Raw genomic sequence first — 25,523 nt, forward strand, 5'->3', positions numbered from 1 at the left:
ATACAAAAAAGCCGCTGACAGATTGCTCTGCCAGCGGCTTTGTTTTTTAAGCTTCTAAAGCAGCATTCTGCACGGCTGCCAGATCAGCGATGCCTTTTTTCGCCAACGCCAACATGCTGGCCAGCTCTTCATCAGAGAATGGCTCTTGCTCAGCAGTACCCTGAATTTCCACAAAACCACCACCAGCAGTCATGATCACGTTCAGGTCGGTTTCAGCGACCGAGTCTTCCGGATAATCCAGATCCAGCACCGGCTGACCTTCATAAATACCCACCGATACCGCCGCAATCATATGCTTCAGTGGCTCACCTTTGACCTTGCCTTTCTCTTTCAGATGATTAATGGCATCCACCAGCGCCACACAAGCACCGGTAATCGACGCGGTACGCGTACCGCCATCGGCCTGAATCACATCACAATCAATGGTAATGGTGTTTTCGCCCAGCGCTTTCAGATCGACTGCAGCGCGCAGAGAACGACCAATCAGGCGGGAAATTTCAACCGTACGGCCTTGTTGCTTACCTTTGGCCGCTTCACGAATCATACGAGAACCAGTGGAACGCGGCAGCATACCGTACTCTGCGGTTACCCAACCCTGACCTTTACCGCGCAAAAATGGCGGAACATTGGTATCAGCTGAAGCGGTACAAATTACCTTGGTATCACCAAATTCCACCAGCACCGAACCTTCGGCGTGTTTGGTGTAATTGCGGGTAATTTTAACGTCACGTAACTGATCCAGTGCACGACCGCTGGGTCTCATAGCATTATCCTCAAAAGATTCGTTTAAACGGAGCGCAGTATACGTGGGCCTACCGGTGATGGACAGATGCAGTGACTGATGATGCAAGGCTGGGAAAGCGTCCGTACAATAACCGCCCTATTGTTTAGTGTTTACAGCAGAGATTGATCCATGAGTCACAGTGCCACGGTTTACAGTATGACGGCGTTTGCCCGCAGCAGCAGTGAATGCCCACAAGGGCGTTTTACCTGGGAATTACGCTCCGTTAACCATCGTTATCTGGAGCCACATTTTCGCTTGCCCGATGCGTTGCGTGATCTGGAGCCCCACCTGCGCGAACGCCTGAAGAAACAACTCGGCCGCGGTAAGGTTGAATGTGCACTGCGCTTTCAGCCGTTACAGGGCGACGCCAAACTCACCGTGAATACCGAGCTGGTGGAGCAGCTGAACCATGCCGCTGATCTGGTTCATTCGGTGATTGGCCCGGGCAATGCCCTCGATGCACTGCAAATTCTGCAGTGGCCCGGCGTGTTAAACAGTGAAGAAGTGGATGGCAAAGCACTGCAACAAGCCGCACTCGAAGCGTTTGATGCCAGCCTGGCAACGTTAAAAGAAACCCGCGCCCGTGAAGGTGCTGACCTGGCTGAAATGATTTCAACTCGTTTAGAAAAAATGTCTGAGATCGTCAGCCTAGTGACCACGGATATGCCACAAGCACTGGCCGCTCAACGCCAGCAACTGCAAACCAAACTGGATGAACTGAGCGGCGAAATCAATAGCGACCGGGTCGAGCAGGAAATGGTCATGCTGGCGCAAAAAGCAGACGTCGCGGAAGAACTGGATCGCCTGAACACCCACATCAATGAAGTAAAACGTATCCTTAGCAGTAACGAGCCAATTGGTCGCCGCCTCGACTTTATGATGCAGGAACTGAATCGCGAGGCGAACACGTTATCGTCGAAGTCCTTAACCGCCACCATTACCCAACACGCGGTGGACTTAAAAGTGTTGATCGAACAGATGCGTGAGCAGGTTCAGAATATCGAGTGAGATCAAAGACGGCCAGCTACTGAGGCGTGTCTTAACGCCTCTCTTGTCGCCTGACTAAATGGTCAATTAGAATGTGCTTTTAGAAAATGCAGTCTCTTTATATGCCCTCCTCCCTATTTCAGCTATCTCCGTTAAATACTCTGGTATTACGTTCATCGTTGCCGGTGATGTTTGGTTATTTACCGCTTGGTGCCGCCTTTGGTGTGTTATTCAGCGAACTCGGCTACCACTGGTTATGGGCCAGCGCCATGAGTGTATTTATTTTTGCAGGAGCGGCTCAGTTTCTGGTGGTGGGGTTATTAGCTAATCAAGCCTCATTAACCGAGATGGCCGTGGCTATTTTACTGCTGAACTCACGTCATATTTTTTATGGCTTATCAGTAATGAGCCACGTTAAAAACACCGGCTGGCGGCGCTTGTATCAGATTTTTGGTTTAACCGACGAAACCTTTTCGTTAATCACCTCAACGGTATTACCAAAAGACATCGACCCAGCCAAATTCCAGGTCAGAATTACCGCGATTAATCAGAGTTATTGGATCATAGGCTCCAGTATTGGTGCCTGGCTTGGCAGCCAGCTGGAGTTTTCCACCGACGGCATCGCCTTTGTACTACCAGCGTTATTTATGGTGTTAACCATTGAGCAATTTAAACACCTGAAAGACGTTCGTCCGTTTCTGGTGGCGTTGGGAATTGGTGTTGGCACTCTGGTATTCATCAGCCGCGAACATATGTTGCTGATCGCCATTCTGCTCAGCCTCAGCGTATTGATCATGCAATATGCGGTGCGTGCACGTTCAGGCTCAGCCCGCATGGAGGTGAAATCATGAACGAATTCTGGTATCTCAGCAGTGTGATTGCCGTGCTCGCTGGCGTTACTTTCTTCACCCGGGTATTGCCTTTTGTACTGTTGTATAAAGTAGCCGACCACCCGTTATTAACTTACTTAGGGCGCTTTTTACCGGCCATGGTGATGGTGTTATTGGTGGTATATTCGTTTAAAAACGACGCCGCTATTTCGCTGGAGTCTGCTCCGGAGTTGGGCTGCTTATTGTTAGTTGCCGCATTGCATCTGGCGTTCCGCCAATCGCTGTTAAGCATTGTTGGCGGAACGGCGGTTTATATGATGCTGGTGCAGATGGGGGTTGGTTAAGACCGGACTGATTAAAAGGTTATATTTTCACTCTTGCGCTCTAACAGAGCGTTCTTACATATAATAAAAACCATTAGCAACTGACATAAAAGTTAAATTTTTTTTTACTGATTCAGGTCAATTTTTTCTCTGCAAAAAAACTAGTAGCGACCACTGACCACTGCTTTACTGATGTCTAATACAACGCGACCGATCAGGTTAGCTTTATGATGAGCATAGACAATAATAACAGTGGCGAAGATGACGCGAACAGTCCAAGTAAAAAATCTGAACTTGGCATTTCCTTATTCCTGACATTTATCATTATTCCAGCTGTCACTATTGCTGCAATTGGCGCTTATGGTTTTATTGTCTGGTTTCTGCAAATCCTGAATGGCCCACCTGGAAGCTGAGTCGAATCATGACGATTGATAGGCTAATAATATGGCAACCATAGACCATTCACGACGAGCACTTTTTCGTGCTCGTACAGTTGTGCCTAACACTATTCGCCCTCCATGGAGCCTGACAGAAAAACTGTTTGTAGAATCGTGCAGCCGTTGCCATGAGTGTGTCAGTGTTTGTGCAGAGGATATTATTGTTAAAGGTGATGGCGGCTTTCCTGAAATTGATTTCAGCCAAGGCGAATGTACTTTCTGTCAGGACTGCGTAAATACATGTTCCACTACTGCATTACAGAAATCCAATAAACTCGAAGCTTTTCAGGGCTTAAGTATCACCTTGTCAGAAAAATGTTTAAATCGGCAAGGCATTGTTTGCCAAAGCTGTAAAGACATGTGTGAAAGTCGTGCCATTTCTTTAGTCTGGAGACGTTCAGTCCCTGAAATTAATATTAATAATGAAGCCTGTAATTATTGTGGTGCCTGCGTATCAGGTTGCCCTACAGAAGCAATTACTATTTCGCCTGACAATATTAACTCCGCTAAATCTCACCATTCACCGAATCTTTTTTATTCAGAAAAGCACATTGAGGTTTAACTATGAACGAAGAAGTCCATATCAGTAGCTACATTGTTTACTGTCAGCCGAGTGCTTTTCAGAACTTGCGTGATTATTTATTGCTTCAAAAACACATTGATATTTATGGCGAAGATAAAAATGGAAAATTTGTCATCGTCAGCGAAGGACAAGACCGTGGTGATTTATTACGAATCATCGACGAAATTAATGCACAACCCGGCATCATCAATATCTCCATGGTGTATCACCAGGTTGCCAATGAACATGAATTAAATCAGATCAGTGGAGTGACCTTATGAAGAGCCTACTACCAAAGCTGACTCGTAGAGATGTTATCAAAGCCCAAGCCGCAGCTACTGCTGCCGCTGTTGCGGGTGTGTCGCTACCCAGCTCAGCCAGCAATATTATTACTTCAAGTTCTGATAATACTTTGACATGGTCAAAAGCGCCGTGTCGATTTTGTGGTACCGGATGCGGCATTAGCGTTGCGACAAAGAACGGTAAAGTTGTTGCGACTCATGGTGATACTAAAGCGGATGTCAATCGTGGTCTGGCTTGCGTTAAAGGGTACTTTTTATCAAAAATACTCTATGGACAAGATCGATTAACTCAGCCGTTGTTGCGTAAAAAGAATGGCCACTACGATAAAAACGGCAGCTTCACTCCAGTTAGTTGGGATGAAGCATTTGATGTAATGGCTGACAAATGGAAATCGGCATTAAAAGAAAAAGGCCCAACCGGCATAGGAATGTTCGGCTCAGGACAATGGACCGTGTTTGAAGGTTATGCTGCATCCAAATTAATGAAAGCCGGTTTTTTATCCAACAATATTGATCCGAATGCACGTCACTGTATGGCGTCGGCTGTGGCTGGATTCATGCGTACTTTTGGCATTGACGAGCCGATGGGTTGTTATGATGATTTTGAACACGCCGACGCGTTTGTGCTTTGGGGATCCAACATGGCTGAGATGCATCCTATCCTTTGGACGCGCATTGCTGACCGCCGACTAAGCAACCCTCATGTGAAAGTGGCGGTGCTATCCACTTACGAAAATCGCTCATTTGATTTGGCAGATATACCAGCCATTTTTAATCCTCATAGCGATCTGGTGTTGCTCAATGCGATTGCTAACTACATTATTCAAAGCAACAGTGTTAATAAAAATTTTGTAAATAAACATGTCAACTTCCGCCAAGGCAATACCGATATTGGTTATGGTCTGCGCCCTGATCATACATTGCAGAAGAATGCTAAAAACTCTTCAAAGGCCGGAGGTTCTTCTGCCATAAGTTTTGATCAGTTTGCTGAGTTTGTTAAACCTTATACGTTTGAGTATGCAGAAGAGATTTCAGGTGTTCCCGCTCGAACGATTGAAAAAATGGCTAAATTATACGCCGATCCTAAAACCAAAGTTATGTCTCTTTGGACAATGGGCGTGAATCAACATACCCGTGGCGTATGGGTAAATAATTTACTTTACAACATTCATTTATTGACCGGAAAAATTGCTGAGCCAGGAAATAGTCCATTTTCACTGACTGGCCAGCCATCAGCATGTGGCACCGCTCGTGAAGTCGGAACATTCTCACATCGCTTGCCCGCTGACATGGTTGTTAAAAATCCTAAACATCGAGAAATTTCAGAAAAAATATGGAAGTTACCGACTGGGATTTTGAACGGAAAGCCCGGTGCACACGCCGTACAGCAAAGTAGGGACTTAAAAGACGGGAAAATCAATGCATACTGGATTCAAGTAAATAATAACCTTCAGGCTGCAGCGAATATTAATGAAGAAACTCTGCCAGGCTATCGTAATCCGGATAATTTCATTGTGGTATCGGATGCTTACCCAACTGTAACTGCTGAAGCAGCTGACCTTATTTTACCAACAGCTATGTGGGTTGAAAAAGAAGGTGCCTATGGTAATGCTGAGCGCAGAACCCAGTTTTGGCATCAATTAGTCGATGCTCCAGGGGAAGCTCGTTCAGATTTATGGCAACTGGTGGAATTTTCTAAACGATTTAAAACCGAAGAGGTATGGCCTGCCGATATTCTCAATGCGAACCCAGAGTACAAAAACAAATCATTATATGATGTCTTATTTGCTAATGGCCAAGTCAACCAGTACCCATTGAGTGAGGCCAGCAAAAATTATAATAACCAGGAAGCGAACGAATTTGGGTTCTATTTGCAAAAAGGACTGTTTGAAGAATATGCAACCTTCGGTCGTGGTCACGGTCATGACCTGGCAGATTTTAATGCCTATCACGACGCTCGGGGTTTACGCTGGCCAGTTGTGAACGGCAAAGAAACCCTCTGGCGTTTTAAGGAAGGTTCCGATCCTTATGTCGAAAAAGGTACTGGCTGGCAGTTTTATGGCAAGCCGGACAACCGAGCTGTTATTTTTGCCTTACCTTATGAACCGCCAGCCGAAAGTCCAGATACAGAATTCGATTTATGGCTATCCACCGGTCGGGTGTTAGAGCATTGGCACTCTGGCTCAATGACTCAACGCGTTCCTGAGCTTTATAAAGCTTTTCCTGATGCCGTTATATTTATGCACCCCGACGATGCCAAAGATCGAGGAATGCGTCGTGGTGATGAGGTGAAAGTCGTGTCTCGCCGTGGAGAAATTATTACACGAGTTGAAACACGGGGCCGTAATAAGCCTCCAAGAGGATTAGTATTTGTACCGTGGTTCGATGCTAGCCAGCTAATCAATAAAGTAACACTGGATGCTACCGATCCAATCTCTAAACAAACGGACTTTAAAAAATGTGCTGTTAAAGTTGTTAAGGCCTGAGGCGGAGGATGGATTATGTTTAAGCTCAATACACTAACAAGAAATTTTTTAGTGACATCAGCAATATTAGCATCAGCTTCTATGGCAGTTTATTCAGAACCTCAAGTGGCTTCTTTACGTGGCCCAGCAGATTTGAATCAAGAAGGTAGTGCCCCGCTAATGCAGCCTGTCGAGAATCACGACCAGAAGCGAGAGCGTGCCTATCCACAGCAAGCACCAACGATTCCACACGATATCAGCCAGTACCAGCTAGATAAAAACTACAATAAATGTATGGCTTGTCATGGTAGGAAAAATGCCGATGAGTCTCAGGCACCAGCGATTAGCGTGACGCACTATATGAACCGCGATGGTGAATTTTTGGCAGAAGTATCTCCGCGTCGTTATTTTTGCACTCAGTGTCACGTATCTCAGTTAAACGCCAAGCCCATTGTTGATAATCAATTTATCGATATGGATGAGCTAATTATTCCAAAGCATCCATAACAGCAGGAGACGATTATGAAATTCATCATCGCTCGAATAAAACATTACTGGCATATTCTTAACCGCCCTGCCGTTCATTTATCATTGGGTTTTTTAACAATGAGTGGCTTTATTGCAGGTGTTATCTTCTGGGGCGGTTTTAACACAGCAATGGAAATAACCAACACAGAAAAATTTTGCATTGGCTGTCATGAAATGCAGGAAAACGTTTACGCTGAATTGCAAAGCACAATTCACTACAGCAACCGCTCAGGGGTGCGTGCTATTTGCTCCGATTGCCATGTACCACACAATTGGACAGACAAAGTTGCCCGAAAAATGCAAGCATCCAAAGAAGTATGGGGAAAAATTTTTGGTACCATTAACACCCGGGAAAAATTTGAAGCCAAACGCCTGGAATTAGCGGAACACGAGTGGGCACGTTTGAAAGCCAATGACTCTCTGGAGTGCCGAAACTGCCACAATTTCGATTCAATGGACTTTACACGACAAAGTCAGAGAGCAGCAATTCAACACGCAGGTGCTTTAGCCAATGGGGAAAAAACTTGCATCGATTGCCATAAAGGAATTGCACACAAATTACCGGATATTGGCCAAAGTGCTTTTCATTGAATAAGCGTAAACCACGGTTCTATTTCGTGTTATATGACGTTGGCAAGATTAGGAGAGCGTTAGTTTTTAAAAACTGATTCTCTATGGAATGCCAAAAAATCCTGATGCTGTGTATCTAATACAACCTTCATCTCATTAGAAATGCCGAATAACTCAGGCATTTCTAATTGTTCCGACACTTTTATTTTTCCAGACTCTTCAAAAGTGATAAACCCTTTGTCGAAGGTTTTATCAAGAGTTGGCAATAACAATAAACCGTTATAAACATTTAAACGCTCTTCGTTAGAGCTATTTCGCCAAGGCTTAATATGTGAGGCTACCAACAGAGTGGTATCAGGATATCGAGTGATGGCACAGCCATTCCAATAACCAATTAATTGTTGGCGAAACTTACCCTGCCCAAGGCGTGTTTTAACGGCCGATATTTTGTCTGTTTCTGAAATATCAGGGCCATCTAAAATATCGGAAAGGTCATCCTCTACATCTTTTGAAAAATTCGCTTCTAAATATTCAGCAAATTTATTTAAAGCGGCGCTGTACATCCCTTTGCCGATTAAATTACGCTGCTGGAAGATGGCTAACTCTCGAATCTGTACTGATATCACCAAAAAACGAGTATGGCTTTCGACAGCAGTTAACGGCCCTTGCAATAAACCAGCGGCTTGAGCCCAGTCTGAAATCACACCTTTTACAGCAGTGTCGTACTTATTGATCGACGCTTTGGATAAGCCTTTGTGCTGCATCCATGTTTGAAAGGTCACGTTCTGTCCTTGTATGTTCTGTGAATAGGGCAATCTACTCGTGAAAGAGTAGCTTATCAATAAGAGCATGATTTATGTTAAGCACCCTCATAGCTAAAATCCCCAACTTCCCCTCACCTTACTCACAAAGTTTTCCACACCCCTATAAAAATCCATCGTATTTTTCCCTATTGACTTATACCGCTTAACCACTTCCTCAAACAGTTGAAAAACTTCAACAAAACCCTTGCCAGCACTGGCTTTTTGTGGATCTCAGCAGCATTCAAACAAACGTTTATTTTTTCACCAATTTAACTAAGCAGCGCTCGTAGACTGGGCTAGCGGCATTTGCCCCAAAGTTACTCCCAATTTTATCCACAGAAATCATGGATAACTGTGAGTTTTCCACTTCGATTTCTTCACAATTATTCCGTAACAACTTGAAGGATATACAGTTTTCGACAATGTTTGGCCGTGCTCACGTGGCGACAGCAATGCGTACGTACTGATACAATGCCAGTCAGTATTATTAGCTAACGACATGATGACGAGAGACTCCCATGCCTGAGTATCGCTCCAAGACTTCTACCGGCGGTCGTAATATGGCCGGTGCCCGTGCGCTGTGGCGTGCAACCGGAATGAAAGATGATGACTTTTCCAAGCCGATTATTGCTGTCGCTAACTCCTTCACCCAGTTTGTGCCGGGTCACGTCCACCTGAAGGACATGGGCCAGCTGGTTGCCCGCGAAATTGAAAAAGCCGGTGGTGTGGCAAAAGAGTTCAACACCATTGCGGTGGATGATGGCATCGCCATGGGCCACGACGGCATGCTGTACAGCCTGCCAAGCCGTGAAGTCATTGCCGATTCGGTTGAATACATGGTGAACGCACACTGTGCTGATGCCATTGTGTGTATCTCTAACTGCGACAAGATCACCCCGGGAATGCTGCTGGCGTCATTACGCCTGAACATCCCTGTGATCTTTGTTTCTGGCGGCCCGATGGAAGCTGGCAAAACCAAGCTGTCTGAGCACAAGCTGGATCTGGTTGATGCCATGGTGATTGCCGCAGACGATGACGCGTCTGACGAGAAAGTGGCCGAATACGAGCGCAGTGCCTGCCCTACCTGTGGCTCCTGCTCCGGTATGTTCACAGCGAACTCCATGAACTGTTTAACCGAAGCGTTAGGTCTGGCACTGCCAGGTAACGGTTCGACCCTGGCGACCCACGCGGATCGTGAAAACCTGTTCTTAGAAGCGGGTCGTCGCATCGTTGAAAACGCCAAGCGCTATTATGAGCAAAACGACGAATCCGTTTTGCCACGAAATATCGCGAGCTTCAAAGCCTTCGAAAACGCCATGACACTGGATATCGTGATGGGAGGCTCCACAAACACGATTCTTCACCTGTTAGCGGCGGCTCAGGAAGCAGAATTGGATTTCGACCTGAAAGACATCGATCGTTTGTCTCGTGTTGTTCCTCAGTTATGTAAAGTGGCGCCAAACTCGCCGCTGTACCATATGGAAGACGTGCACCGTGCCGGTGGCATCATGGGTATTCTGGGTGAAATCGATCGCGCGGGTTTATTACACAATGAGCTGCCAACCGTTCACTCCAAAACCATGAAAGAAGCGCTGGATAAGTGGGACATCATGCGTAACCCGTCGCCAGAAGTGATCGAGTTCTTCCGCGCCGGTCCTGCTGGTATTCCAACCCAAACCGCATTCAGCCAGAGCACCCGTTACCCAACGGTTGATGGCGACCGTGAAAATGGTTGTATCCGTTCGATCGAACACGCCTACTCGAAAGAAGGCGGCCTGGCGGTTCTGTACGGCAACATCGCGTTAGACGGTTGTGTGGTTAAAACCGCCGGTGTGGATGAGTCGATTCTGGTATTCCACGGTAAAGCCAAGATCTTCGAATCTCAGGACAGCGCCGTAGCTGGCATCCTGGCTGACGAAGTGAAAGAAGGCGATATCGTGATTATCCGTTACGAAGGCCCGAAAGGTGGTCCGGGCATGCAGGAAATGCTGTATCCAACCTCCTACCTGAAATCCAAAGGCCTGGGTAAAGCCTGTGCCCTGTTAACCGATGGTCGTTTCTCCGGTGGTACTTCCGGCCTGTCGATTGGTCACTGCTCTCCGGAAGCCGCTTCCGGTGGTGCCATTGGTCTGCTGGAAGAAGGTGATGACATCATCATCGATATCCCGAACCGCAGCATCAATGTTCAGCTGAGTGATGAAGAACTGGCAACCCGCCGCACCGCTCGTGATGCTAAAGGCTGGAAGCCTGCCGAAGAGCGTCCACGTAAGGTGAGCACGGCGCTGAAGGTATACGCCAAGTTTGCGACCTCAGCAGACAAAGGGGCTGTACGCGATAAGTCCTTACTGGATTAATTGGTACTCCTTTTCTAAACTAACCGCGTCATCAGGCGCGGTTAGTTTTTCCGGATCGTTATTTTTATCCTTCCTTACTGACGGCTTATCGCGCTCTTCGTTACCTGTTATGAGTCCGATATGTTGTTGCGAAATTTCCTCCCTTGTTTTCTGATTCTTGCCAGCCTGATCATCAGCGGCTGCGCCAATAAACAAATTGCCAATCAAGCCCAGGTTAATTCTGTTGCCAATGAAAAAGCCGAACAGTTTCTCGGTGATAATGAACGAGCCTTAAACGATGCCGAAGCAGCTTACAAAAAAGCCAAACAGGCTGAACTGGAATTTTATGCCCCACTGCATATGGAGCAGGTTCGTACCACGTTAAAACAAGCGCGTACGCTGGAATTGCAAGGCAAGCAGGATGAGTCGATTCAGGCCTGTGCTCAGGTGGTTGCGTTAGCCGAAGCCGGGTTAACCAACAAAACCAAAACCGAAGCCTTATTACCGGATTTAATTCAACAAAAGGGGATTCTCGATGAGATTAAGGCCGAACGTATTGTGCCCAAGCACTATCAGACAGGTATCGAAGACTTTAAAGAGCTGATCCATTTGATTGAAGCCGGCGAAGAGACAAAAATCGCTAAAGCATCACAATCGGTACTGGCTGAGCTGAAAGATATTGAATTGAACACCATGCTGGTAAAGCACTGGCAGCCCGCTCGTGATACGCTGGATAAAGCCGATAACGAAGACGCCGACTCCAATGCTAAAAAAACCTTCGATTACGCAGAAGCATTGGTTGAACAAAACGAAGCCTTAATTCGCCAACATTACACAGACCGCGAACTGGTTGCCAAAGCCGGTAAAGACGCCCTACGAGCCGCTCAGCATGCGCTTTATATTGGCCGTGAAGTCACGCTGCTGTTTCAAATGAATAAACCTCGGGCAGAACAAGCGGCACTCACCTTTGAAGATCATCTGCATAATATTGGCAGCGCGTTAAACGCCGATGATTTACGCCACATGTCGCTACAGGATCAGACACTGGCTCTGAAGCAGCTGGCCGCCGAGCAGGAAATGCGTATTGCCGCCCGTTATCAAAAGCAGATTGCTGAATTAGAAGCCTATATTGAAGAGATGGAAAAGCAGCAATCTCCAGCGCAAGCCGAAGCGGCTGTTACGGTTGAAGCAACTGCCTCTACTGAAACAGCTGCCTCTACTGAAACCATGGCTTCTGCTGAAATCGAGACTTCTGCTGAAGTAAATACGGTTGAAGAAACAGCCAGTGCAGCAGGGGTAGTTATTACCGAAGACGCTGTTACAACAGAACAAACTACGACCTCAGAACAAACTACGACCTCAGAACAAACTACGACTCAGGGAATAGCACCAGACACAGCACCGGAAGCAAGCAACGACGGCTGATCCATTTTTATTGATTGCCGTCTGTCATCGACCGGCGTAGGGTAACAGGTGAACCAATAATAACAAGGAATGCCCCTATGCCTTATCGCCCGGAAATTGTTGATGAATTAAACCTGCTGGTGAAATTTGATCGCCACTCCAGCCTGCAAACCGGTATCAAGGTTCATCATGATGCTGCACCCGAAACGATTGCCGCCGCTCAGCGTTTGTTCGACAAAGGTCTGGTGTCACAAACCGACGGCGGCTATCTGACCGATCGTGGTGTTGAGTTAGCAGAAAAAGCACACGATTTAGTCAACGCATTGGATATCAGCAACAACTAACCTTTTCTTTTTATTGTACATTTGCATTTTGCAAGCGCCGGAATCAGCGTTGCAAAATGCACTGTCAATTCGCTAATAAAATCCCTCTCCTTTTGATAATTTCTATATAAATCAAAACCTTACCAATTTGGTACAAAGCCTGCTGAGTCACAGTATTCGCCATAACCGGAGAGTCACTGTGAACATTATTCAATCTATTAAGCGTCATTCTTTGCTGCTAACAACCGCCATCAGTCTGGCCGCCTGTGGTGGCGGGGGGTCAGGTAAAGGAGATTCAGGTGGAAGCTCTTCGACACAACCGGCCTTGCCGCCAGCGGAGACAGACAATACCCACCTCGTTGTGCCCGAAGATTTTGATTACAACATGAATCAAGACATCACTCTGCGTATTCAGGTGCTGGATCACAACGGCAACCCTGGTAAACACATCGCGGTTACCGTAACAGAAGCCACGTCGTTTGAGCTTAGCCAGGATGAAGACCCGGTTCCTCAACCCGCGCCATTACAGAATGTGATCAGCCGCGGACAAACCGATGCGCAGGGTTATTTTGAACAATTGATTCGCCTGCCAGGTTATCTCAGAGAAGTTCGGGTACAGGTCTCACAATTGGGGATCGAAAATGTTGCCGTTCTGAATATTAACAACCCTGTTATCTTCCACGAATTTAAGTGAGGTTATTATGAAGCGTTTTATTCAATACAGCCTGGTATTCACTACCTTAAGCTCACTGCCATTCACCACTCAGGCATGGGAGTATGCTTTGGGTGATTACAACACGTATTACAGCCACAGCGGTATTCCGTTAACCATGGATGAAGACATCCCTGTGCCATCTGAATTATTAAATAAAATTTCAACCGCATTGCCTGAAGGCAGAGATATTACTCTGACCAATCCGGATTATATTTCCGATGATAGTGGTGCCAACATCCGTGTGATCGAAACCGGAGAAGTATTTGTCACCTTTTTGCATGAAGGTGCGGGCTACCGAAATGGATTTGGTTATTTTACCTATACCGGAGATACCCCAACCAGCCGTGACGACATTAACGAAATTGTTTTATTACCCAATGCCTCTTATTTTTACAGCGGTGGCGACAGTAATGGCATGCGTGTTGGTGATACCATCAGTTTGGGCACTCACGAGGCCGGGACGAATATCGGATTTTTTGTCATCGCCAATGGTTTCACGCCTTATCACGGCATAAAACCCTGGCAAAGCAGCGACTGGATTTTTTACACCATTAAAGACCTTAATGCTGAAAATATCGATGAATTAAAAGCACACACGGTGATGTTATACGATGATGAAAGTGGCAATATTGTGCTCGGCCTGGAAGATATATTAAGAACCCACCGAAGCTGCGACCAGGACTTCAATGATATTATGTTTATGGTTTCGGCAACGCCATCGACAGCAATCGATCACAGTATTATTCATGAACTGCCAGAAAACCTCGACAGCGATAACGACGGCGTTCTCGATGCCAACGATGACTATCCACACGACAGTGAACGCGCTTTTGACGTCTATTATCCCAGCGAAGATGGTCAGGGAACACTGGCATTTGAAGATAACTGGCCTAACGAAGGCGACTACGATCTGAACGACCTGGTGGTGAAATACCGCTATAAAGAAACCCGAAATAGCCTGGGCCGAATTAAAGATATCGACGTTGATTACACCTTCACAGCCCGGGGCGCATCACGTGCCAATGGCTTTGCTTTAGCACTGAATAATATTGCCGATGATGTTGGTTATAGCGCCAGCCTCAGCGTTAATGGTAGCGACAGCGAAACTATTAGCAGTGAAGCTGGCAGCTCTCATCTGAACTTTGTGGTTGTTGAGAATACCGAGACGATTATGCCCACTCCGGCGGGTTGCCAGTTTTATAATACCGACAGCAACTGCCCGCTCCGTCCGGAAATTCCCGCCCGTTTAGGCATCACTTTTGATGATGCCAAGCTGCGCAGCCAGATGGGCAACGCTCCTTATAACCCTTATCTTTTTGCAACCTTTGATCGTGGTCGTGAAGTGCATTTACCTAACCATCACCCTTCATCACGCGCTGACCAAAGCCGCTTTGGTCAGGGAGATGATGACTCAAACCGATATGATTTCAGTAAAACCTATAAAACGGCTGACAGCATGCCCTGGGCACTGAATATGCCCTATAGCTGGCTACACCCAACCTCCGGAGACAATATCGTTAATGTTTATGCCGACTATCGCCAGTGGGCAGAAAGTGGCGGATTAACCTCCACCGATTGGTACACCAAAAACTATAACTCTAACCGGGTGTATATTGGTGAATAAAAAATTAGGCGAAAAAAAGCCGGAGCAAGCTCCGGCAAACGAGTCATACACACTCATATTAAATAATCAGGCTAACGCACCATGAATATCATTATTTTTCTGATGCACTTTGTCATCTGATGCGTTGGTCTGCTTGATGCTCAAATCATGTTCCGGACGATACATTTCAGATTTCCACTTATCCACCAGCTCCTGGTTATCATGATCCCAGGGATGAAAACCTTCTTTAAAATAATCACGATAGGGTTGGCGAATATTACGAATCACCCCTTTTCTGCCCCATAAAAATTGATAAAAACCTTTTATTTCGCGCCAGCTGGGCATTTTTCTCGCCCACCAGAGCAACGCAACCATATAGCAGCTGATACGAATAGAAAATAATGCAGTTACCAGTCGCAGGATGCGGCGCAGATATTTCTGATCTTTTTCCACACTCATGTACACATCAAACGCCACGGCTTTATGTTCAATTTCTTCGACGGCGTGCCAGTATAATAATTCTTTAACCGAGTCTTCCATGGGTTCAAGCACTTCCGGGTTATTCAATATAAACTCGGCCATGATGGCTGTTATATGCTCCATACCCACCGTCATCGCTAAGCGGAATTTGGGAGTGGCATATTTACGGGCTCTGAATTTATTAATGTCTTTTTCGAGATGCTTTTCTAACCGGACCGCGTCCAGACCTAATTCTTTTAAGGCTTCATTGGCGCGTTTGTGCTGATGACTGTGATGCCCTTCCTGACCAATAAACCCACGTATTTGTTGCTTCAGTTTTTCATCCGTCACCTGATCGCGATATAACCGCACGGATGCAATAAACTCAGCTTCTCCCGGTGGGAAAGTAGAGGATAACGCCGCACCAAATACTGAAATAACCGAATTATTTTTATAAAAAAAGCGCTGTTTAACGGTTTCAAACGGGAACGACATACGCCGCGGTTTAATATCGACTTTGCCACCCAGCTCTGTGGCCTCTGATGCCTGTGTCATGGTCCAGCCTCACTTTTATCATTGTTATTTATTCATAATGGGTTTAATCCGCAATAAAACACAGGTGCTTTCACGACAAAGAAACAGGTGTTATTAAGCCAGACAGGCGCATGACTTATGACTACAATATCCCCTCAGGCTGTATGCCACAGTGCTCACAAAAACAAATCCGGAAAACATCATGACAATCATTTGGGTGGACGCCGATGCCACACCAAAGGCCGTACGCGAAATCATCTGCCGTGCCGCCGTTCGCACCGAGACCACAACACGCTTTGTGGCAAATCACCGCATCCCGCTGCCGCCCTCACCTTTTCTGATTAATGTTCAGGTTGAAGCTGGGTTTGATGTCGCCGATAACCTGATTGCGCAACAGGCACAACCCGGGGATCTGGTGATCAGTCAGGATATTCCGTTGGCTGCCGAAGTGCTGGAAAAACAGGTGGATGCGATTAATAACCGGGGTGAACCTTATTCACCAGAGACCATTCGCCAGAAGCTGAACATGCGCGATTTTATGGAAACGTTACGCTCAAGTGGTGTGCAAAGCGGTGGCCCGGCGCCATTTTCAGATAAAGACAAACAGACCTTTGCCAATGCGTTAGACCGCTGGCTGGCAAAACACGGCTGAGCAGGAAGAGGTTGCCAGAGGCTTAGCGATTAACCAGATGTTGCTCTTCTAAAATCTGCTGATAACGACCAGAGTTGATCAGCATTTTTAATGCCTGATTAAAGCGCTGACGCCATTCGCGGTTTTCTGCTCGTAATTTGTTAAAGCCAACAAATAATTCGTTTTGATGAATTACCGGTTTTACCGGCTTTAACCGTGTTGTGATGTCAGGCAACTGAGGCTGTAGCTGATACATTGCAAAACGAATGGCTTTTTCACCGGTAATAAAGCCATCAATGCGCTGATGATAGGTCAGCTTAACACCTTGCTGCACACTATTGAGCGGTACTAATTGCAGGTTTGGAGTACGATGAAATTCCGGTGAAATGTTCGCTCCCCGGAGCATACCAATACGATATTTTGACAAATCGGCTAACTTAGAAAAGTGGACCTCACGCTCAGCATGGGCGAACAACGTCATAGACAGAGCCCCATAACGATCGGAAAAGTGAACCCAGTGCTCACGTTGTGGATCATGATACAACTCCGTAATTGCATCACAACGACCACCCTGTGTCAGTTCAACCGCCCGCGCCCAGGGAACATACGAGCGCTGAAACGGAATAGCCGCCAATTGTAACGCTTCATCCACCACCTGCACGGCCCAGCCGCCCTTCAATGCACTGCGATCAACAAAAGGTGGCCAATGATCCAGAGTACAAAGCCGTAATGGTAAGTCAGACGAGGTCCCGTCAAGAGAGGTGTTGTCAGAGTAAGCAGAAAAAGAGGTTGCCATCAGCAATAGCGCAAACAGCAGCAGAGGCAATGACCTCATCAGAGAATCCACTGCTCGCCGTCATCGTCATCGATAAAGTCATCTTCATCGTCATGACCGTCAGCAAAACCAAAATCCGGCTGTTCTTCGCTGCCAAGCGATGGCTCCGGTTCTTCCACTTCGCTGAACATAGAGCCCAGTGCCTGTTTTTCATCACCCGAGACCTGAGTTTCAGGCACTTCAAACACCGGATAGCAGACGCGGTTACGGCCTTCGGCTTTGGCCCGGTATAACTGCTCATCAGCGGCTTCAACCAAGCGTGAGGACGTCGTTGGTTGCTCAGCACTGTGTAGCGCCAGACCAATACTGGCGGTAACACCAATAGCCGTATGACCATCAATAAAAACCGGTGTGGCGGCAATATTTTCACGTAAACGCTCGGCCACATGGGCTGCCAGCATCAACTCGGTGGTTGGCAGAATCACCACAAATTCTTCACCACCATAACGGCACTGAATATCCAGCCGACGGGTGGTATCACGGATGATACGTGCGGTTTGTTTTAACACCAGATTACCGGCTTCATGGCCGTGGGTGTCGTTGATTTGTTTGAAATGATCCAGATCGATCATCATCACGGCGGTAGAAATCAGAGTGCGCTCGGTACGCTCCAGTTCAATTTCCAGCGCCTCACGGAAATGGCGAACATTAAACATCCCCGTCAGCGGATCGGTTACCACCTCGGTACGCAGGCTGACCACTTCCTGATAATAAGCACATTCCTCACCCGCCGGGCATTGGTTTCCATCTGCCGGAGAGTCACCACGGTGTTTACACAAGGTATTAATGGTGTCTGGTTGTGACAGCGCCTCGGCCATAAAGCGATGTGCCCCTTATACATCGAAAAAACAGGAGTAGGCTTTGAGTCTAGCAGCTCACTCGGTGATTGCTCGTAACTTTCTTTATATTTCTGTTATTTATGCGACGGATTCGACGGCTTTCTGCCACATTCTGACAGTCACTGGTAAACTGTCGTCATTGCTTACTGAATAACGTGTTATGAACCCAACATCTGCTTCATCACCGGCAACGTCTTCATCACCGGCAACAACTTCATCGACTACAGCGAGCCAACAGGATCGTAATTTTGATGATCTGGCCGAGCGTTTCCGTCGCACCATCTACGCCACTCCTAAGGGCCAGTTGCGGCTGGCGGCGTTACAACAAGACTTCAGCGATCTGAACGTGTCGCTGAACAACGCTCAGGTGCTGGATATTGGCGGCGGCCAGGGGCAGTTCAGCCTGCTGCTGGCACAACAACAGGCACACATCAGCCTGTGTGATATATCCGAAGAGATGCTGGCACTGGCGCGCGATCAATTCGCCGCCGAGCAGTTACCGTTAATCAGTAAACACTGTGGGCTGCAGGACTGCGCTGGCGAATTTCCGCAACAATACGATGTGGTGCTGAACCATGCGGTGCTCGAATGGCTGGAGCAACCGTTTGAAGCACTGCAACAACTGGCCGATCGGGTTCGCTCCGGTGGTTGGTTATCGCTGATGTTTTACAACTTGCACGGCCATCAATGGCGGCAATTAATGAACGGCCGCACCCACGCTCCCACTTCCAGTAATCAGCGCCTGCGAGAATCCGGTAACGCTCCGCAGCATCCACTGGACCCGGATGTTATTCAGCAGCAGCTGGAAGCGCTTGGTTTTTCGATACAACGCTGGCGTGGCATTCGTTGTGTACACGACCATATGCATCAGAAAATCCGCGAGCGTATTGGCCAGGATAAAGTGAATCTTGCAGACCTGGAGTTTGGCTTACAGGAACCGTATCGTCGTCTGGGGCGCTATGTTCACTTTCTGGCTAAAAAAGCCTGAATCATGGATGTTTAACATGAAGCCCAAGCTCACCGTTGTTCTGTTGTTATTGTTACTGCCTGCCACCAGCCAGGCGTTTTATTTTGTGCAGGGATTTAATCATTCACAACGCCAACAGGATGGTTTTCGCTTCGGCTATCACAATCAAAATCCGGATTTATTCTGGCGAGCGTATCTCAGCTACAGCCCGTCGCTGAATAAAGTACTGGATGATGATCAATACGGTAAAACGGACCTCAGTCTGGATTGGGTGATACCCCTGCCCGGCACGTATTCGAGTGTATTTGTCGGCGGCACTTTGAATCAGCGCGGCGCACGCTCGGTTCAGGCCGGAGTGTCTGTTTTAAAATATCTGGAGTTGGGCTGGCACTGGCGTGAAGGTAAAACCAACTCTTACCTTGGTGTGAACCTGAGTTTCTGAAAGCACTCTTTATCAGCAACACTCTTTGTCAGAAAGCAGGGATGATCCAACATTCGGGTTATGCCATGCTATGACCCTGTTATTGTCCGGTAAATAATCATGACTTCTCTTGCTGATATTCCCTTCTCTCTGCTGGATCTGGCGTCGGTCACCCGTGGCAGTTCCATTGGCGACACCCTGCAGCGCATGTTCCGCTGTGCTCAACATGCTGACAAGCTCGGATTTGAGCGTTTCTGGCTGGCTGAACATCACAATATGGAAGGCATTGCCAGCAGCGCTACCTCAGTATTAATTGGTCAGGTAGCCGCCAAAACAGAGAAAATCCGGGTCGGCTCTGGCGGTATTATGCTGCCGAATCACCCGCCGCTGGTGGTCGCCGAGCAATTTGGCACACTGGATTGTCTGTTTCCGGGGCGTATTGATTTAGGACTTGGGCGTGCGCCGGGTACCGATCCGGTCACCATGCGGGCACTGTATCGGGATGAACGCCGGGCTGATTTTTTCCCGGACGAAGTCAGTGAATTACAACGTCTGTTAGGGCCGGATAGCGGCCCACACCCGGTTAAATCTTATCCCGGCTCTGATAGCCAGGTGGATATCTGGTTACTGGGTTCCAGCTTGTTCAGTGCCCAGCTTGCAGCACAACGTGGCTTGCCGTATGCCTTTGCCGGACACTTTGCCCCGCCACTGGCACGTCAGGCACTGAACCTGTACCACCAGTTATTCCAGCCATCCGACGTGCTGGAAAAGCCTTACGCAATTTTGTGCCTGCCAGTGATTCCGGGAGAAACCGATGAAGAAGCGCAATACCTGCTGACCAGTGCCCAGCAACGGGTAATTGCCCTGCGCACCGGAAAGCCTCTGTACCTGCCACCACCGGTAGAAACCATGGAAGGCATCTGGAGTCCGATGGAACGCATGCAGGTTGAAGCCTTTTTAGATCTGGCGGTTGTGGGTGGCCCGGCAACCGTAAAATCCAAACTGACAATGCTGGCGGAACAATTACCGGTGCAGGAATTTATGTTCAGTATGGATATTTATGATGAAGGTAAACGTCTGAGAGCACTGGAGCTGCTGGCTGAAATTCGCTAGTGCTGGGATATCCCAGCCTCTGGCATCATCAGAATACTTCCATGTTGCATTTATGTACTTAAATCGGTTTCTTCCCAGTTTTCATTTGGGGAGAGACACCAGGTCAGACTATGTCTGCGCTCATGAACGGCTCCTCCATCGCTAACCGGATCATAATTTTCCGGAACGGTGGCGCCACCAAGCTGAGCGCTTCTGACAGCATTATGTGCGCAATAATATAGATCTTCCAGAGCAATAATTTCTTCAAGGCTACGAGCCTTATCAGACGCCAGCAAGTCATCAACGACAGAATCCAGGCCTGGCATGAATTCATAAATCATTGCTTTTGTAACTTCATTCGGTAGCTGGCCGATATTAACCAAAGGTTCAATATCAAAACCTAACACCCATGATAAAGCCCACATATTTTCCAAACGCCAACCGATGGTATTAAGGTATTGTTCATTAGCTTCAGCGCGAGGAAGCGAGATAATTCCCAGTTCCTCCTGTGTCATATACTCATTTAGCTGATTTTTTTCGACATAACTTTTAATTCGATCTGATGATGTTTGCTCTTCACTAAAAACAACCCAACAAACAACAGCATCCAAAGCGTAAAGCCTTGAAGCAATCTCTTTATAACCTCTCAAGTCACTGCCACTAGAAACAGGCAAGCTACTAGCCACTCTAAAACCAAGTTCTGAAAGCTTATTTAGGTTATTGTTCCTGATATCTATAAAATTCATTTAAGTTCCATTATTAAACTGATACGAATGGGAATAATCCTTGTCATCAGCAAGGTAACATATCATCTTTCCACAGAACTATTAAAGTTACGAACTGACCGCCTCAATCACTATAAACTTAGATGCATCAAACGTATGCTGACGATGCTGGTAGAGGCATTGCCGGTTCAGAAGTTTGGATATTTATGATGAAGGCAAATGTCAGAGAGCGCTGGAGCTGCTAGTTGACATTCGCTATTGGTTTGTTGGCAGGTAGTTAGGTTTTATGCAAAGTAAGCATCAAGCCTAAAAGCTGCCTTTAGCTTTCTCCCCGGAAAAATTCTCTCTTTGATAATTCCAGGCTACATTCACTTGTAAGAGCTATTATAGTTTAATATCTAAGGTTTCTGCTTTAAGAAAATAAAATTTCTTTGTTATGGAGAACCTAGTTGTAATCACCGAAAAACAGATATTTTAATTTTTCATTATTAGTTCCAGGAAAGCATTCTCCAGTACCGCCTAATGTTACCGGTTTACCTGACATATAAGCAGCCAGAACCATAGAAAATGCATTCTTCATACTTGGATCAGTGTCTGCCAAGTCAATTATAATGTATCTGGATTGAACTCCAGAATTACATGGTGACTGGTAATTCTCACCTACAGATACAAAAGCTGCATTATGGACGCGAACATCATTAACCCAAAGTTCGGTGATTTCACCTTCTAATTTAATCCCAGCATTGGATTGATGATTTAAAAAGATACTTAAAATAATTCCTAAAAGAGATTTCTTCATTCCATTCCCCATATAAATAATTTAATAACCTTTTAATTTTGCACACATCACCTAAATAAACACCTATCTTCCAAAATGGTAAAACCACTATTTTTATAAATATACTTCATTCATGCTAGGCCAGTTATCTTCAGAAAAATGCATATGTATTACACATCAAACTACACTAAATACACCTGTAAATCTACACATTAATCTCTTAATCATCAACAAAGTTACTGACATAACGACTAGATAAAAGCAGAAAATTTCCAGTTCATTTGACTAACTTTAGGAGGCTAGCTTTATACCCTCTAATGAATTATCTATAGTCCTTCGAAGCCAATAAAAAAACGCCGAATCTTTCGATTCGGCGGCTTGTCTCAGTAAAAAGTCATTCAGCCAGAAGCGACCCAGCAGTTACGAACTGACCGCCTCAATCACCATCTCCATAAACTTAGCTTCATCCAACGCACACTGATCATCGGCGTTTTTAGCAATCACCAGATTATGCAGTGGAATCACTGCAATCCATTGCCCGAAAATACCGCGCGCCATAAACACATCAGCAGGTATAGTGGTTTGTGGACGGTGGAATTTTTCCGGCAGGTTGGTGTGCCATAAATAGGCGTACCAAGGGTTATAACCTTTAGCAGAAGTTGACTCTTCTACCCAGGATTGCGGCACTAATTGTTTACCCTGCTCGTTCTAGAGAATATCCGATAATTAACGCTGTGATTAACCCATAAAAATGCCCGGATTTCCGGGCATTTTTATAAGAAGTTTATTCAATTAAACCATCAGTCTGACTTCTTTGGCTCCCAACGAACCGGTTGTTCGCCACGTAAAAAATCCACCACACCAAGCAAGGTACCGAGATTGCCAATCACAAAATAAAAACAGAGCGATAATATTTTCTGCACAATCGCCACCGGGAAAGATTTACCATTAAGCAGCCAATAACCCAGAGCCGCACCATACACCCCAAGCTGAGGCAGCAGGAAAATCCATAACCATACTGAGCTGGAAATCAGAGCCAGGTTCGACAGCAGCAATGTGATTAAGAAAAACGGCAATAAGCGGCGCATCACTTTATTAATCAGTAATCCGGCAGCTAACTGAAATGATGAATAAAACGGATTTAAAACCTTCCGGTTCAGCCAGATGCCTCGTAATGAACGATTAACAATCCGGCGGCGACGTGAAATTTCATGATCGCTATTGCGCGATGGCGTTTTGATATTGGCTCTCGCCTGTGGCTCAAAGACAAAGCGTTGGTGCTGCGACAATACGCTCAGGCAAACATACAGGTCGTCGGTCACTGCCGCAGCAACACCTTTAAATAACGACTTACGAATAGCATAAATTTTCCCGTCATTGGCTGTCACACTGCCAATAACAGACTCCAGTTGTTTTACTTTACTGTCGGCATCAATGTAGGTGGACTGGGCATTCTCAAGTGAGCCCTGCTGCTCAGCGATCACCCGCTGGCCACCCACTCCGCCAATACGGTCATCCTGAAAGTGGCGCACCAGTTGGCTAACTGCGTGTGGCTCCAGTTCCGCATCGGCATCAGTAAAGACAATAATATCCCCGCAACAATGCTGCATACCGGCATTCAATGCTTCATGTTTACCCAAATGCTGCCCTAAATCCAGAGCGGTCAGGCGCTCGCTTTGTATCGCATTTAATACCGCCATCGTTCCATCATCAGAACCGTCTGACACGATAACCACATCGAGTTTCTCTGCCGGATAATCCAGCGCTAACGCGTTTTCCACTTTTTTACGGATTAACGCTTCACCATTTCTGACCGCCACCAGAACCGAGACCAATGGCATCGATTGTTGAGACAGCTCTTGTTCCGACACCGGTTGCAGGCGCGTAACATGTCGGCCGTACCACCATAAAATCAGTGGGTAGCCGGTAAATACCAAACCAATGGCCAGCAGTGAAATAATAAAAATAACTTCGGTGATCATAGCTACCACGACCTAAATATAAGACGGTTATTATCCGCGTTTCAGATGATCGGAGACCAGAGAAACCCACTGATCAATAATATTCTGACGAGAAAATTGTTGTGCCCGCTGTTGTGCTTTTTCAGCGTATTGCTGGCGTTGTGTGGAATCGGATAATAATAAACCGATGGCATCTGCCAGATGTTGTTCCTGCGGCGATACCTGTGTGCCGTAATGTGGGCGCTCTTCCATCGACGCTGTTAACAGGCCATAGGCTGCCTGATCCATTGTCTGCGTTTTTTCCAGCGGCGCAGTATCCGGTGCTAACAATTCTCTCGGGCCAGAGCGACAGTCACTGGAAACAACCGGGCGAGCCAGTGCCATCGCTTCTAATAACGCATTCGGAAATCCTTCCGCCTTAGACGATAAAACAAACACATCAGCGTGCTGAATCCAGGCATACGGGTTTGCCTGAAATCCGGCGAAGACCACCCGCTGAGTTAATCCAAGACGTTCCGCTAACGCTGTTAATTCGGCTCTTTCTGCCCCCTCACCAACGATCACCAGCCGGGCTTCAGGAAAGCGCTCTGCTAATAAAGAGAAGGCGCGTAGCAGTGCATCCTGGCGCTTTACTTTGACCAGTCGCCCGCAGGTCATAATAACCGTGCCCTGCAATCGCCGCAGGCTTTCTTCGGGCAGACTTTGCCGCGCACGTTGCAGCATTTGTTCATCATAAAAATTATGAATCACAGAGGTATCCGCTACTGCCGGGAATCGTTGCCGCAGATCATCTGCGGCTTCGTGGGAATTCAGATTAATGACATTCGCCCGGGTTAATAACAAACGATAACCCCAGAACACCAAAGAACGCTTAAGCGGATCTTTATCTTTCAGAGCCATGCCCAGATGCTTACGAATGGAGATAATTTTTGGTATCCGGTAACCACCGAGCAAATTTAAAATATTGGCGCGTTCCATAAAGCTGATCATCAACTCTACACCATCGGCTTTTACCCGTTTTCTGAGACGTAACCAGGACAAAGGCAGCGCCAGTACTTTGGAGAAGGTTGAGGTTGCCAGCGTCTGATTAATGATATGCAACCGATCCAGCAGCTCCTGCTGTTGTTCCGGAGTGCCGGGCATCGGCATATCACCTTCCGGGTCGAGACAATAAAATCGTACGTCAAACCCCTGATCCAGTAACCCCCGGGCAACAGCCAGTGCCATACGTTCTGCGCCGCCCACTTCCAGCGTGCCAATTAATAGACCAACCCGTTTGACTGCCTGCTGTTTACTCACTGATTTCACTCAA

General features: G+C 46.8%; 28 protein-coding genes. 18 read left to right on the plus strand and 10 right to left on the minus strand.

What is annotated here, in order from left to right; translation table 11 throughout:
• Window positions 1-46 precede the first annotated feature (46 nt).
• Entirely contained in the window at window positions 47-763 is a 717-nt protein-coding gene (gene rph, locus ACO05E_RS05210) for a ribonuclease PH (protein ID WP_419811927.1), read from the minus strand.
• Window positions 764-913: 150 nt separating this feature from the next.
• Between rph and ACO05E_RS05215 the strand changes: the two genes are divergently transcribed.
• From ACO05E_RS05215 to ACO05E_RS05255, 9 genes are all read left to right on the plus strand, one after another.
• Window positions 914-1,792 (plus strand): YicC/YloC family endoribonuclease, encoded by an 879-nt coding sequence (locus tag ACO05E_RS05215; RefSeq protein ID WP_419811928.1) that lies wholly within the window; start codon window positions 914-916, stop codon window positions 1,790-1,792.
• Window positions 1,793-1,893: 101 nt separating this feature from the next.
• On the plus strand, window positions 1,894-2,622 hold the full coding sequence (locus ACO05E_RS05220; RefSeq protein ID WP_419811929.1) for an AzlC family ABC transporter permease: 729 nt from the start codon (window positions 1,894-1,896) through the stop codon (window positions 2,620-2,622).
• On the plus strand, window positions 2,619-2,945 hold the full coding sequence (locus ACO05E_RS05225) for a branched-chain amino acid transporter permease (RefSeq protein ID WP_419811930.1): 327 nt from the start codon (window positions 2,619-2,621) through the stop codon (window positions 2,943-2,945). The genes ACO05E_RS05220 and ACO05E_RS05225 overlap by 4 nt, the downstream gene beginning before the upstream one ends.
• Window positions 2,946-3,151: 206 nt before the next feature.
• Window positions 3,152-3,337, plus strand: coding sequence for a periplasmic nitrate reductase, NapE protein (locus tag ACO05E_RS05230; protein ID WP_419811931.1), 186 nt, complete (start codon window positions 3,152-3,154; stop codon window positions 3,335-3,337).
• A 31-nt stretch (window positions 3,338-3,368) separates the two neighbouring features.
• Window positions 3,369-3,923, plus strand: a complete 555-nt coding sequence (gene napF / locus ACO05E_RS05235; protein ID WP_419811932.1) for a ferredoxin-type protein NapF — start codon at window positions 3,369-3,371, stop codon at window positions 3,921-3,923.
• A gap of 2 nt (window positions 3,924-3,925) precedes the next feature.
• A complete protein-coding gene (locus ACO05E_RS05240) occupies window positions 3,926-4,204 on the plus strand; it encodes a chaperone NapD (RefSeq protein WP_419811933.1) in 279 nt (92 codons plus the stop codon).
• Window positions 4,201-6,711, plus strand: a complete 2,511-nt coding sequence (gene napA, locus ACO05E_RS05245) for a nitrate reductase catalytic subunit NapA (protein WP_419811934.1) — start codon at window positions 4,201-4,203, stop codon at window positions 6,709-6,711. Before ACO05E_RS05240 ends, napA begins: the two co-directional genes overlap by 4 nt.
• A 15-nt stretch (window positions 6,712-6,726) precedes the next feature.
• Window positions 6,727-7,197, plus strand: a complete 471-nt coding sequence (locus ACO05E_RS05250) for a nitrate reductase cytochrome c-type subunit (protein ID WP_419811935.1) — start codon at window positions 6,727-6,729, stop codon at window positions 7,195-7,197.
• A 15-nt stretch (window positions 7,198-7,212) separates the two neighbouring features.
• On the plus strand, window positions 7,213-7,809 hold the full coding sequence (locus ACO05E_RS05255) for a NapC/NirT family cytochrome c (protein WP_419811936.1): 597 nt from the start codon (window positions 7,213-7,215) through the stop codon (window positions 7,807-7,809).
• Between the two features lie 59 nt (window positions 7,810-7,868).
• On the opposite strand, the gene ACO05E_RS05260 is transcribed toward ACO05E_RS05255, so the two are convergent.
• Window positions 7,869-8,570, minus strand: coding sequence for an HNH endonuclease (locus ACO05E_RS05260; protein ID WP_419811937.1), 702 nt, complete (start codon window positions 8,568-8,570; stop codon window positions 7,869-7,871).
• Between the two features lie 539 nt (window positions 8,571-9,109).
• On the opposite strand from ACO05E_RS05260, the gene ilvD reads away from it, so the two are divergent.
• From ilvD to ACO05E_RS05285, 5 genes are all read left to right on the plus strand, one after another.
• Window positions 9,110-10,945 (plus strand): dihydroxy-acid dehydratase, encoded by a 1,836-nt coding sequence (gene ilvD, locus ACO05E_RS05265; protein ID WP_419811938.1) that lies wholly within the window; start codon window positions 9,110-9,112, stop codon window positions 10,943-10,945.
• A gap of 120 nt (window positions 10,946-11,065) precedes the next feature.
• Window positions 11,066-12,349 (plus strand): hypothetical protein, encoded by a 1,284-nt coding sequence (locus ACO05E_RS05270; protein WP_419811939.1) that lies wholly within the window; start codon window positions 11,066-11,068, stop codon window positions 12,347-12,349.
• Window positions 12,350-12,426: 77 nt separating this feature from the next.
• Window positions 12,427-12,672: a TIGR02647 family protein gene (locus tag ACO05E_RS05275; RefSeq protein ID WP_419811940.1), complete on the plus strand. Its 246-nt coding sequence runs from the start codon at window positions 12,427-12,429 to the stop codon at window positions 12,670-12,672.
• A gap of 178 nt (window positions 12,673-12,850) precedes the next feature.
• The gene (locus ACO05E_RS05280) at window positions 12,851-13,345 is read left to right on the plus strand and encodes a hypothetical protein (RefSeq protein ID WP_419811941.1); all 495 of its coding nucleotides are present in this window, start codon (window positions 12,851-12,853) and stop codon (window positions 13,343-13,345) included.
• Between the two features lie 7 nt (window positions 13,346-13,352).
• The gene (locus ACO05E_RS05285; protein ID WP_419811942.1) at window positions 13,353-14,990 is read left to right on the plus strand and encodes an LruC domain-containing protein; all 1,638 of its coding nucleotides are present in this window, start codon (window positions 13,353-13,355) and stop codon (window positions 14,988-14,990) included.
• Between the two features lie 66 nt (window positions 14,991-15,056).
• On the opposite strand, the gene ACO05E_RS05290 is transcribed toward ACO05E_RS05285, so the two are convergent.
• Window positions 15,057-15,983, minus strand: a complete 927-nt coding sequence (locus ACO05E_RS05290; RefSeq protein ID WP_421722727.1) for a metal-dependent hydrolase — start codon at window positions 15,981-15,983, stop codon at window positions 15,057-15,059.
• A 181-nt stretch (window positions 15,984-16,164) separates the two neighbouring features.
• Between ACO05E_RS05290 and ACO05E_RS05295 the strand changes: the two genes are divergently transcribed.
• The gene (locus ACO05E_RS05295; protein ID WP_419811945.1) at window positions 16,165-16,614 is read left to right on the plus strand and encodes a YaiI/YqxD family protein; all 450 of its coding nucleotides are present in this window, start codon (window positions 16,165-16,167) and stop codon (window positions 16,612-16,614) included.
• A gap of 22 nt (window positions 16,615-16,636) precedes the next feature.
• Here ACO05E_RS05295 and ACO05E_RS05300 read toward each other — a convergent pair whose 3' ends face one another.
• Both ACO05E_RS05300 and ACO05E_RS05305 read right to left on the minus strand, forming a co-directional pair.
• Window positions 16,637-17,428, minus strand: coding sequence for a substrate-binding periplasmic protein (locus ACO05E_RS05300; RefSeq protein ID WP_419811946.1), 792 nt, complete (start codon window positions 17,426-17,428; stop codon window positions 16,637-16,639).
• Window positions 17,428-18,246: a GGDEF domain-containing protein gene (locus tag ACO05E_RS05305; RefSeq protein WP_419811947.1), complete on the minus strand. Its 819-nt coding sequence runs from the start codon at window positions 18,244-18,246 to the stop codon at window positions 17,428-17,430. The genes ACO05E_RS05300 and ACO05E_RS05305 overlap by 1 nt, the downstream gene beginning before the upstream one ends.
• Before the next feature lie 181 nt (window positions 18,247-18,427).
• On the opposite strand from ACO05E_RS05305, the gene ACO05E_RS05310 reads away from it, so the two are divergent.
• The 3 genes from ACO05E_RS05310 (at window position 18,428) to ACO05E_RS05320 (ending at window position 20,768) form a co-directional block, all read left to right on the plus strand.
• Entirely contained in the window at window positions 18,428-19,255 is an 828-nt protein-coding gene (locus tag ACO05E_RS05310; RefSeq protein WP_419811948.1) for a methyltransferase, read from the plus strand.
• Window positions 19,256-19,271: 16 nt separating this feature from the next.
• Window positions 19,272-19,676, plus strand: a complete 405-nt coding sequence (locus tag ACO05E_RS05315; protein ID WP_419811949.1) for a hypothetical protein — start codon at window positions 19,272-19,274, stop codon at window positions 19,674-19,676.
• Between the two features lie 99 nt (window positions 19,677-19,775).
• On the plus strand, window positions 19,776-20,768 hold the full coding sequence (locus ACO05E_RS05320) for an LLM class flavin-dependent oxidoreductase (RefSeq protein WP_419811950.1): 993 nt from the start codon (window positions 19,776-19,778) through the stop codon (window positions 20,766-20,768).
• Between the two features lie 50 nt (window positions 20,769-20,818).
• On the opposite strand, the gene ACO05E_RS05325 is transcribed toward ACO05E_RS05320, so the two are convergent.
• The 5 genes from ACO05E_RS05325 to ACO05E_RS05345 form a co-directional block, all read right to left on the minus strand.
• Window positions 20,819-21,493, minus strand: a complete 675-nt coding sequence (locus ACO05E_RS05325; protein WP_419811951.1) for a DUF4272 domain-containing protein — start codon at window positions 21,491-21,493, stop codon at window positions 20,819-20,821.
• Between the two features lie 424 nt (window positions 21,494-21,917).
• On the minus strand, window positions 21,918-22,271 hold the full coding sequence (locus tag ACO05E_RS05330) for a hypothetical protein (RefSeq protein ID WP_419811952.1): 354 nt from the start codon (window positions 22,269-22,271) through the stop codon (window positions 21,918-21,920).
• Window positions 22,272-22,670: 399 nt separating this feature from the next.
• Entirely contained in the window at window positions 22,671-22,937 is a 267-nt protein-coding gene (locus ACO05E_RS05335) for a hypothetical protein (protein ID WP_419811953.1), read from the minus strand.
• Between the two features lie 113 nt (window positions 22,938-23,050).
• A complete protein-coding gene (locus ACO05E_RS05340; protein WP_419811954.1) occupies window positions 23,051-24,232 on the minus strand; it encodes a glycosyltransferase in 1,182 nt (393 codons plus the stop codon).
• Window positions 24,233-24,262: 30 nt separating this feature from the next.
• Entirely contained in the window at window positions 24,263-25,510 is a 1,248-nt protein-coding gene (locus tag ACO05E_RS05345; protein ID WP_419811955.1) for a glycosyltransferase, read from the minus strand.
• Window positions 25,511-25,523: the final 13 nt, after the last annotated feature.

Origin of the sequence: Bacterioplanoides sp., from assembly GCF_965226395.1 — a bacterium.
Taxonomy (GTDB): Bacteria; Pseudomonadota; Gammaproteobacteria; order Pseudomonadales; family Oceanobacteraceae; genus Bacterioplanoides.

What these genes read in the sequence shown, in the direction of transcription:
- rph (WP_419811927.1), bottom strand. Translation starts at nt 763, where the DNA reads ATGAGACCCAGCGGTCGTGCACTGGATCAGTTACGTGACGTTAAAATT.
- ACO05E_RS05215 (WP_419811928.1), top strand. Translation starts at nt 914, where the DNA reads ATGAGTCACAGTGCCACGGTTTACAGTATGACGGCGTTTGCCCGCAGC.
- ACO05E_RS05220 (WP_419811929.1), top strand. Translation starts at nt 1,894, where the DNA reads ATGCCCTCCTCCCTATTTCAGCTATCTCCGTTAAATACTCTGGTATTA.
- ACO05E_RS05225 (WP_419811930.1), top strand. Translation starts at nt 2,619, where the DNA reads ATGAACGAATTCTGGTATCTCAGCAGTGTGATTGCCGTGCTCGCTGGC.
- ACO05E_RS05230 (WP_419811931.1), top strand. Translation starts at nt 3,152, where the DNA reads ATGATGAGCATAGACAATAATAACAGTGGCGAAGATGACGCGAACAGT.
- napF (WP_419811932.1), top strand. Translation starts at nt 3,369, where the DNA reads ATGGCAACCATAGACCATTCACGACGAGCACTTTTTCGTGCTCGTACA.
- ACO05E_RS05240 (WP_419811933.1), top strand. Translation starts at nt 3,926, where the DNA reads ATGAACGAAGAAGTCCATATCAGTAGCTACATTGTTTACTGTCAGCCG.
- napA (WP_419811934.1), top strand. Translation starts at nt 4,201, where the DNA reads ATGAAGAGCCTACTACCAAAGCTGACTCGTAGAGATGTTATCAAAGCC.
- ACO05E_RS05250 (WP_419811935.1), top strand. Translation starts at nt 6,727, where the DNA reads ATGTTTAAGCTCAATACACTAACAAGAAATTTTTTAGTGACATCAGCA.
- ACO05E_RS05255 (WP_419811936.1), top strand. Translation starts at nt 7,213, where the DNA reads ATGAAATTCATCATCGCTCGAATAAAACATTACTGGCATATTCTTAAC.
- ilvD (WP_419811938.1), top strand. Translation starts at nt 9,110, where the DNA reads ATGCCTGAGTATCGCTCCAAGACTTCTACCGGCGGTCGTAATATGGCC.
- ACO05E_RS05270 (WP_419811939.1), top strand. Translation starts at nt 11,066, where the DNA reads ATGTTGTTGCGAAATTTCCTCCCTTGTTTTCTGATTCTTGCCAGCCTG.
- ACO05E_RS05275 (WP_419811940.1), top strand. Translation starts at nt 12,427, where the DNA reads ATGCCTTATCGCCCGGAAATTGTTGATGAATTAAACCTGCTGGTGAAA.
- ACO05E_RS05285 (WP_419811942.1), top strand. Translation starts at nt 13,353, where the DNA reads ATGAAGCGTTTTATTCAATACAGCCTGGTATTCACTACCTTAAGCTCA.
- ACO05E_RS05290 (WP_421722727.1), bottom strand. Translation starts at nt 15,983, where the DNA reads ATGACACAGGCATCAGAGGCCACAGAGCTGGGTGGCAAAGTCGATATT.
- ACO05E_RS05295 (WP_419811945.1), top strand. Translation starts at nt 16,165, where the DNA reads ATGACAATCATTTGGGTGGACGCCGATGCCACACCAAAGGCCGTACGC.
- ACO05E_RS05300 (WP_419811946.1), bottom strand. Translation starts at nt 17,428, where the DNA reads ATGAGGTCATTGCCTCTGCTGCTGTTTGCGCTATTGCTGATGGCAACC.
- ACO05E_RS05305 (WP_419811947.1), bottom strand. Translation starts at nt 18,246, where the DNA reads ATGGCCGAGGCGCTGTCACAACCAGACACCATTAATACCTTGTGTAAA.
- ACO05E_RS05310 (WP_419811948.1), top strand. Translation starts at nt 18,428, where the DNA reads ATGAACCCAACATCTGCTTCATCACCGGCAACGTCTTCATCACCGGCA.
- ACO05E_RS05315 (WP_419811949.1), top strand. Translation starts at nt 19,272, where the DNA reads ATGAAGCCCAAGCTCACCGTTGTTCTGTTGTTATTGTTACTGCCTGCC.
- ACO05E_RS05320 (WP_419811950.1), top strand. Translation starts at nt 19,776, where the DNA reads ATGACTTCTCTTGCTGATATTCCCTTCTCTCTGCTGGATCTGGCGTCG.
- ACO05E_RS05325 (WP_419811951.1), bottom strand. Translation starts at nt 21,493, where the DNA reads ATGAATTTTATAGATATCAGGAACAATAACCTAAATAAGCTTTCAGAA.
- ACO05E_RS05330 (WP_419811952.1), bottom strand. Translation starts at nt 22,271, where the DNA reads ATGAAGAAATCTCTTTTAGGAATTATTTTAAGTATCTTTTTAAATCAT.
- ACO05E_RS05340 (WP_419811954.1), bottom strand. Translation starts at nt 24,232, where the DNA reads ATGATCACCGAAGTTATTTTTATTATTTCACTGCTGGCCATTGGTTTG.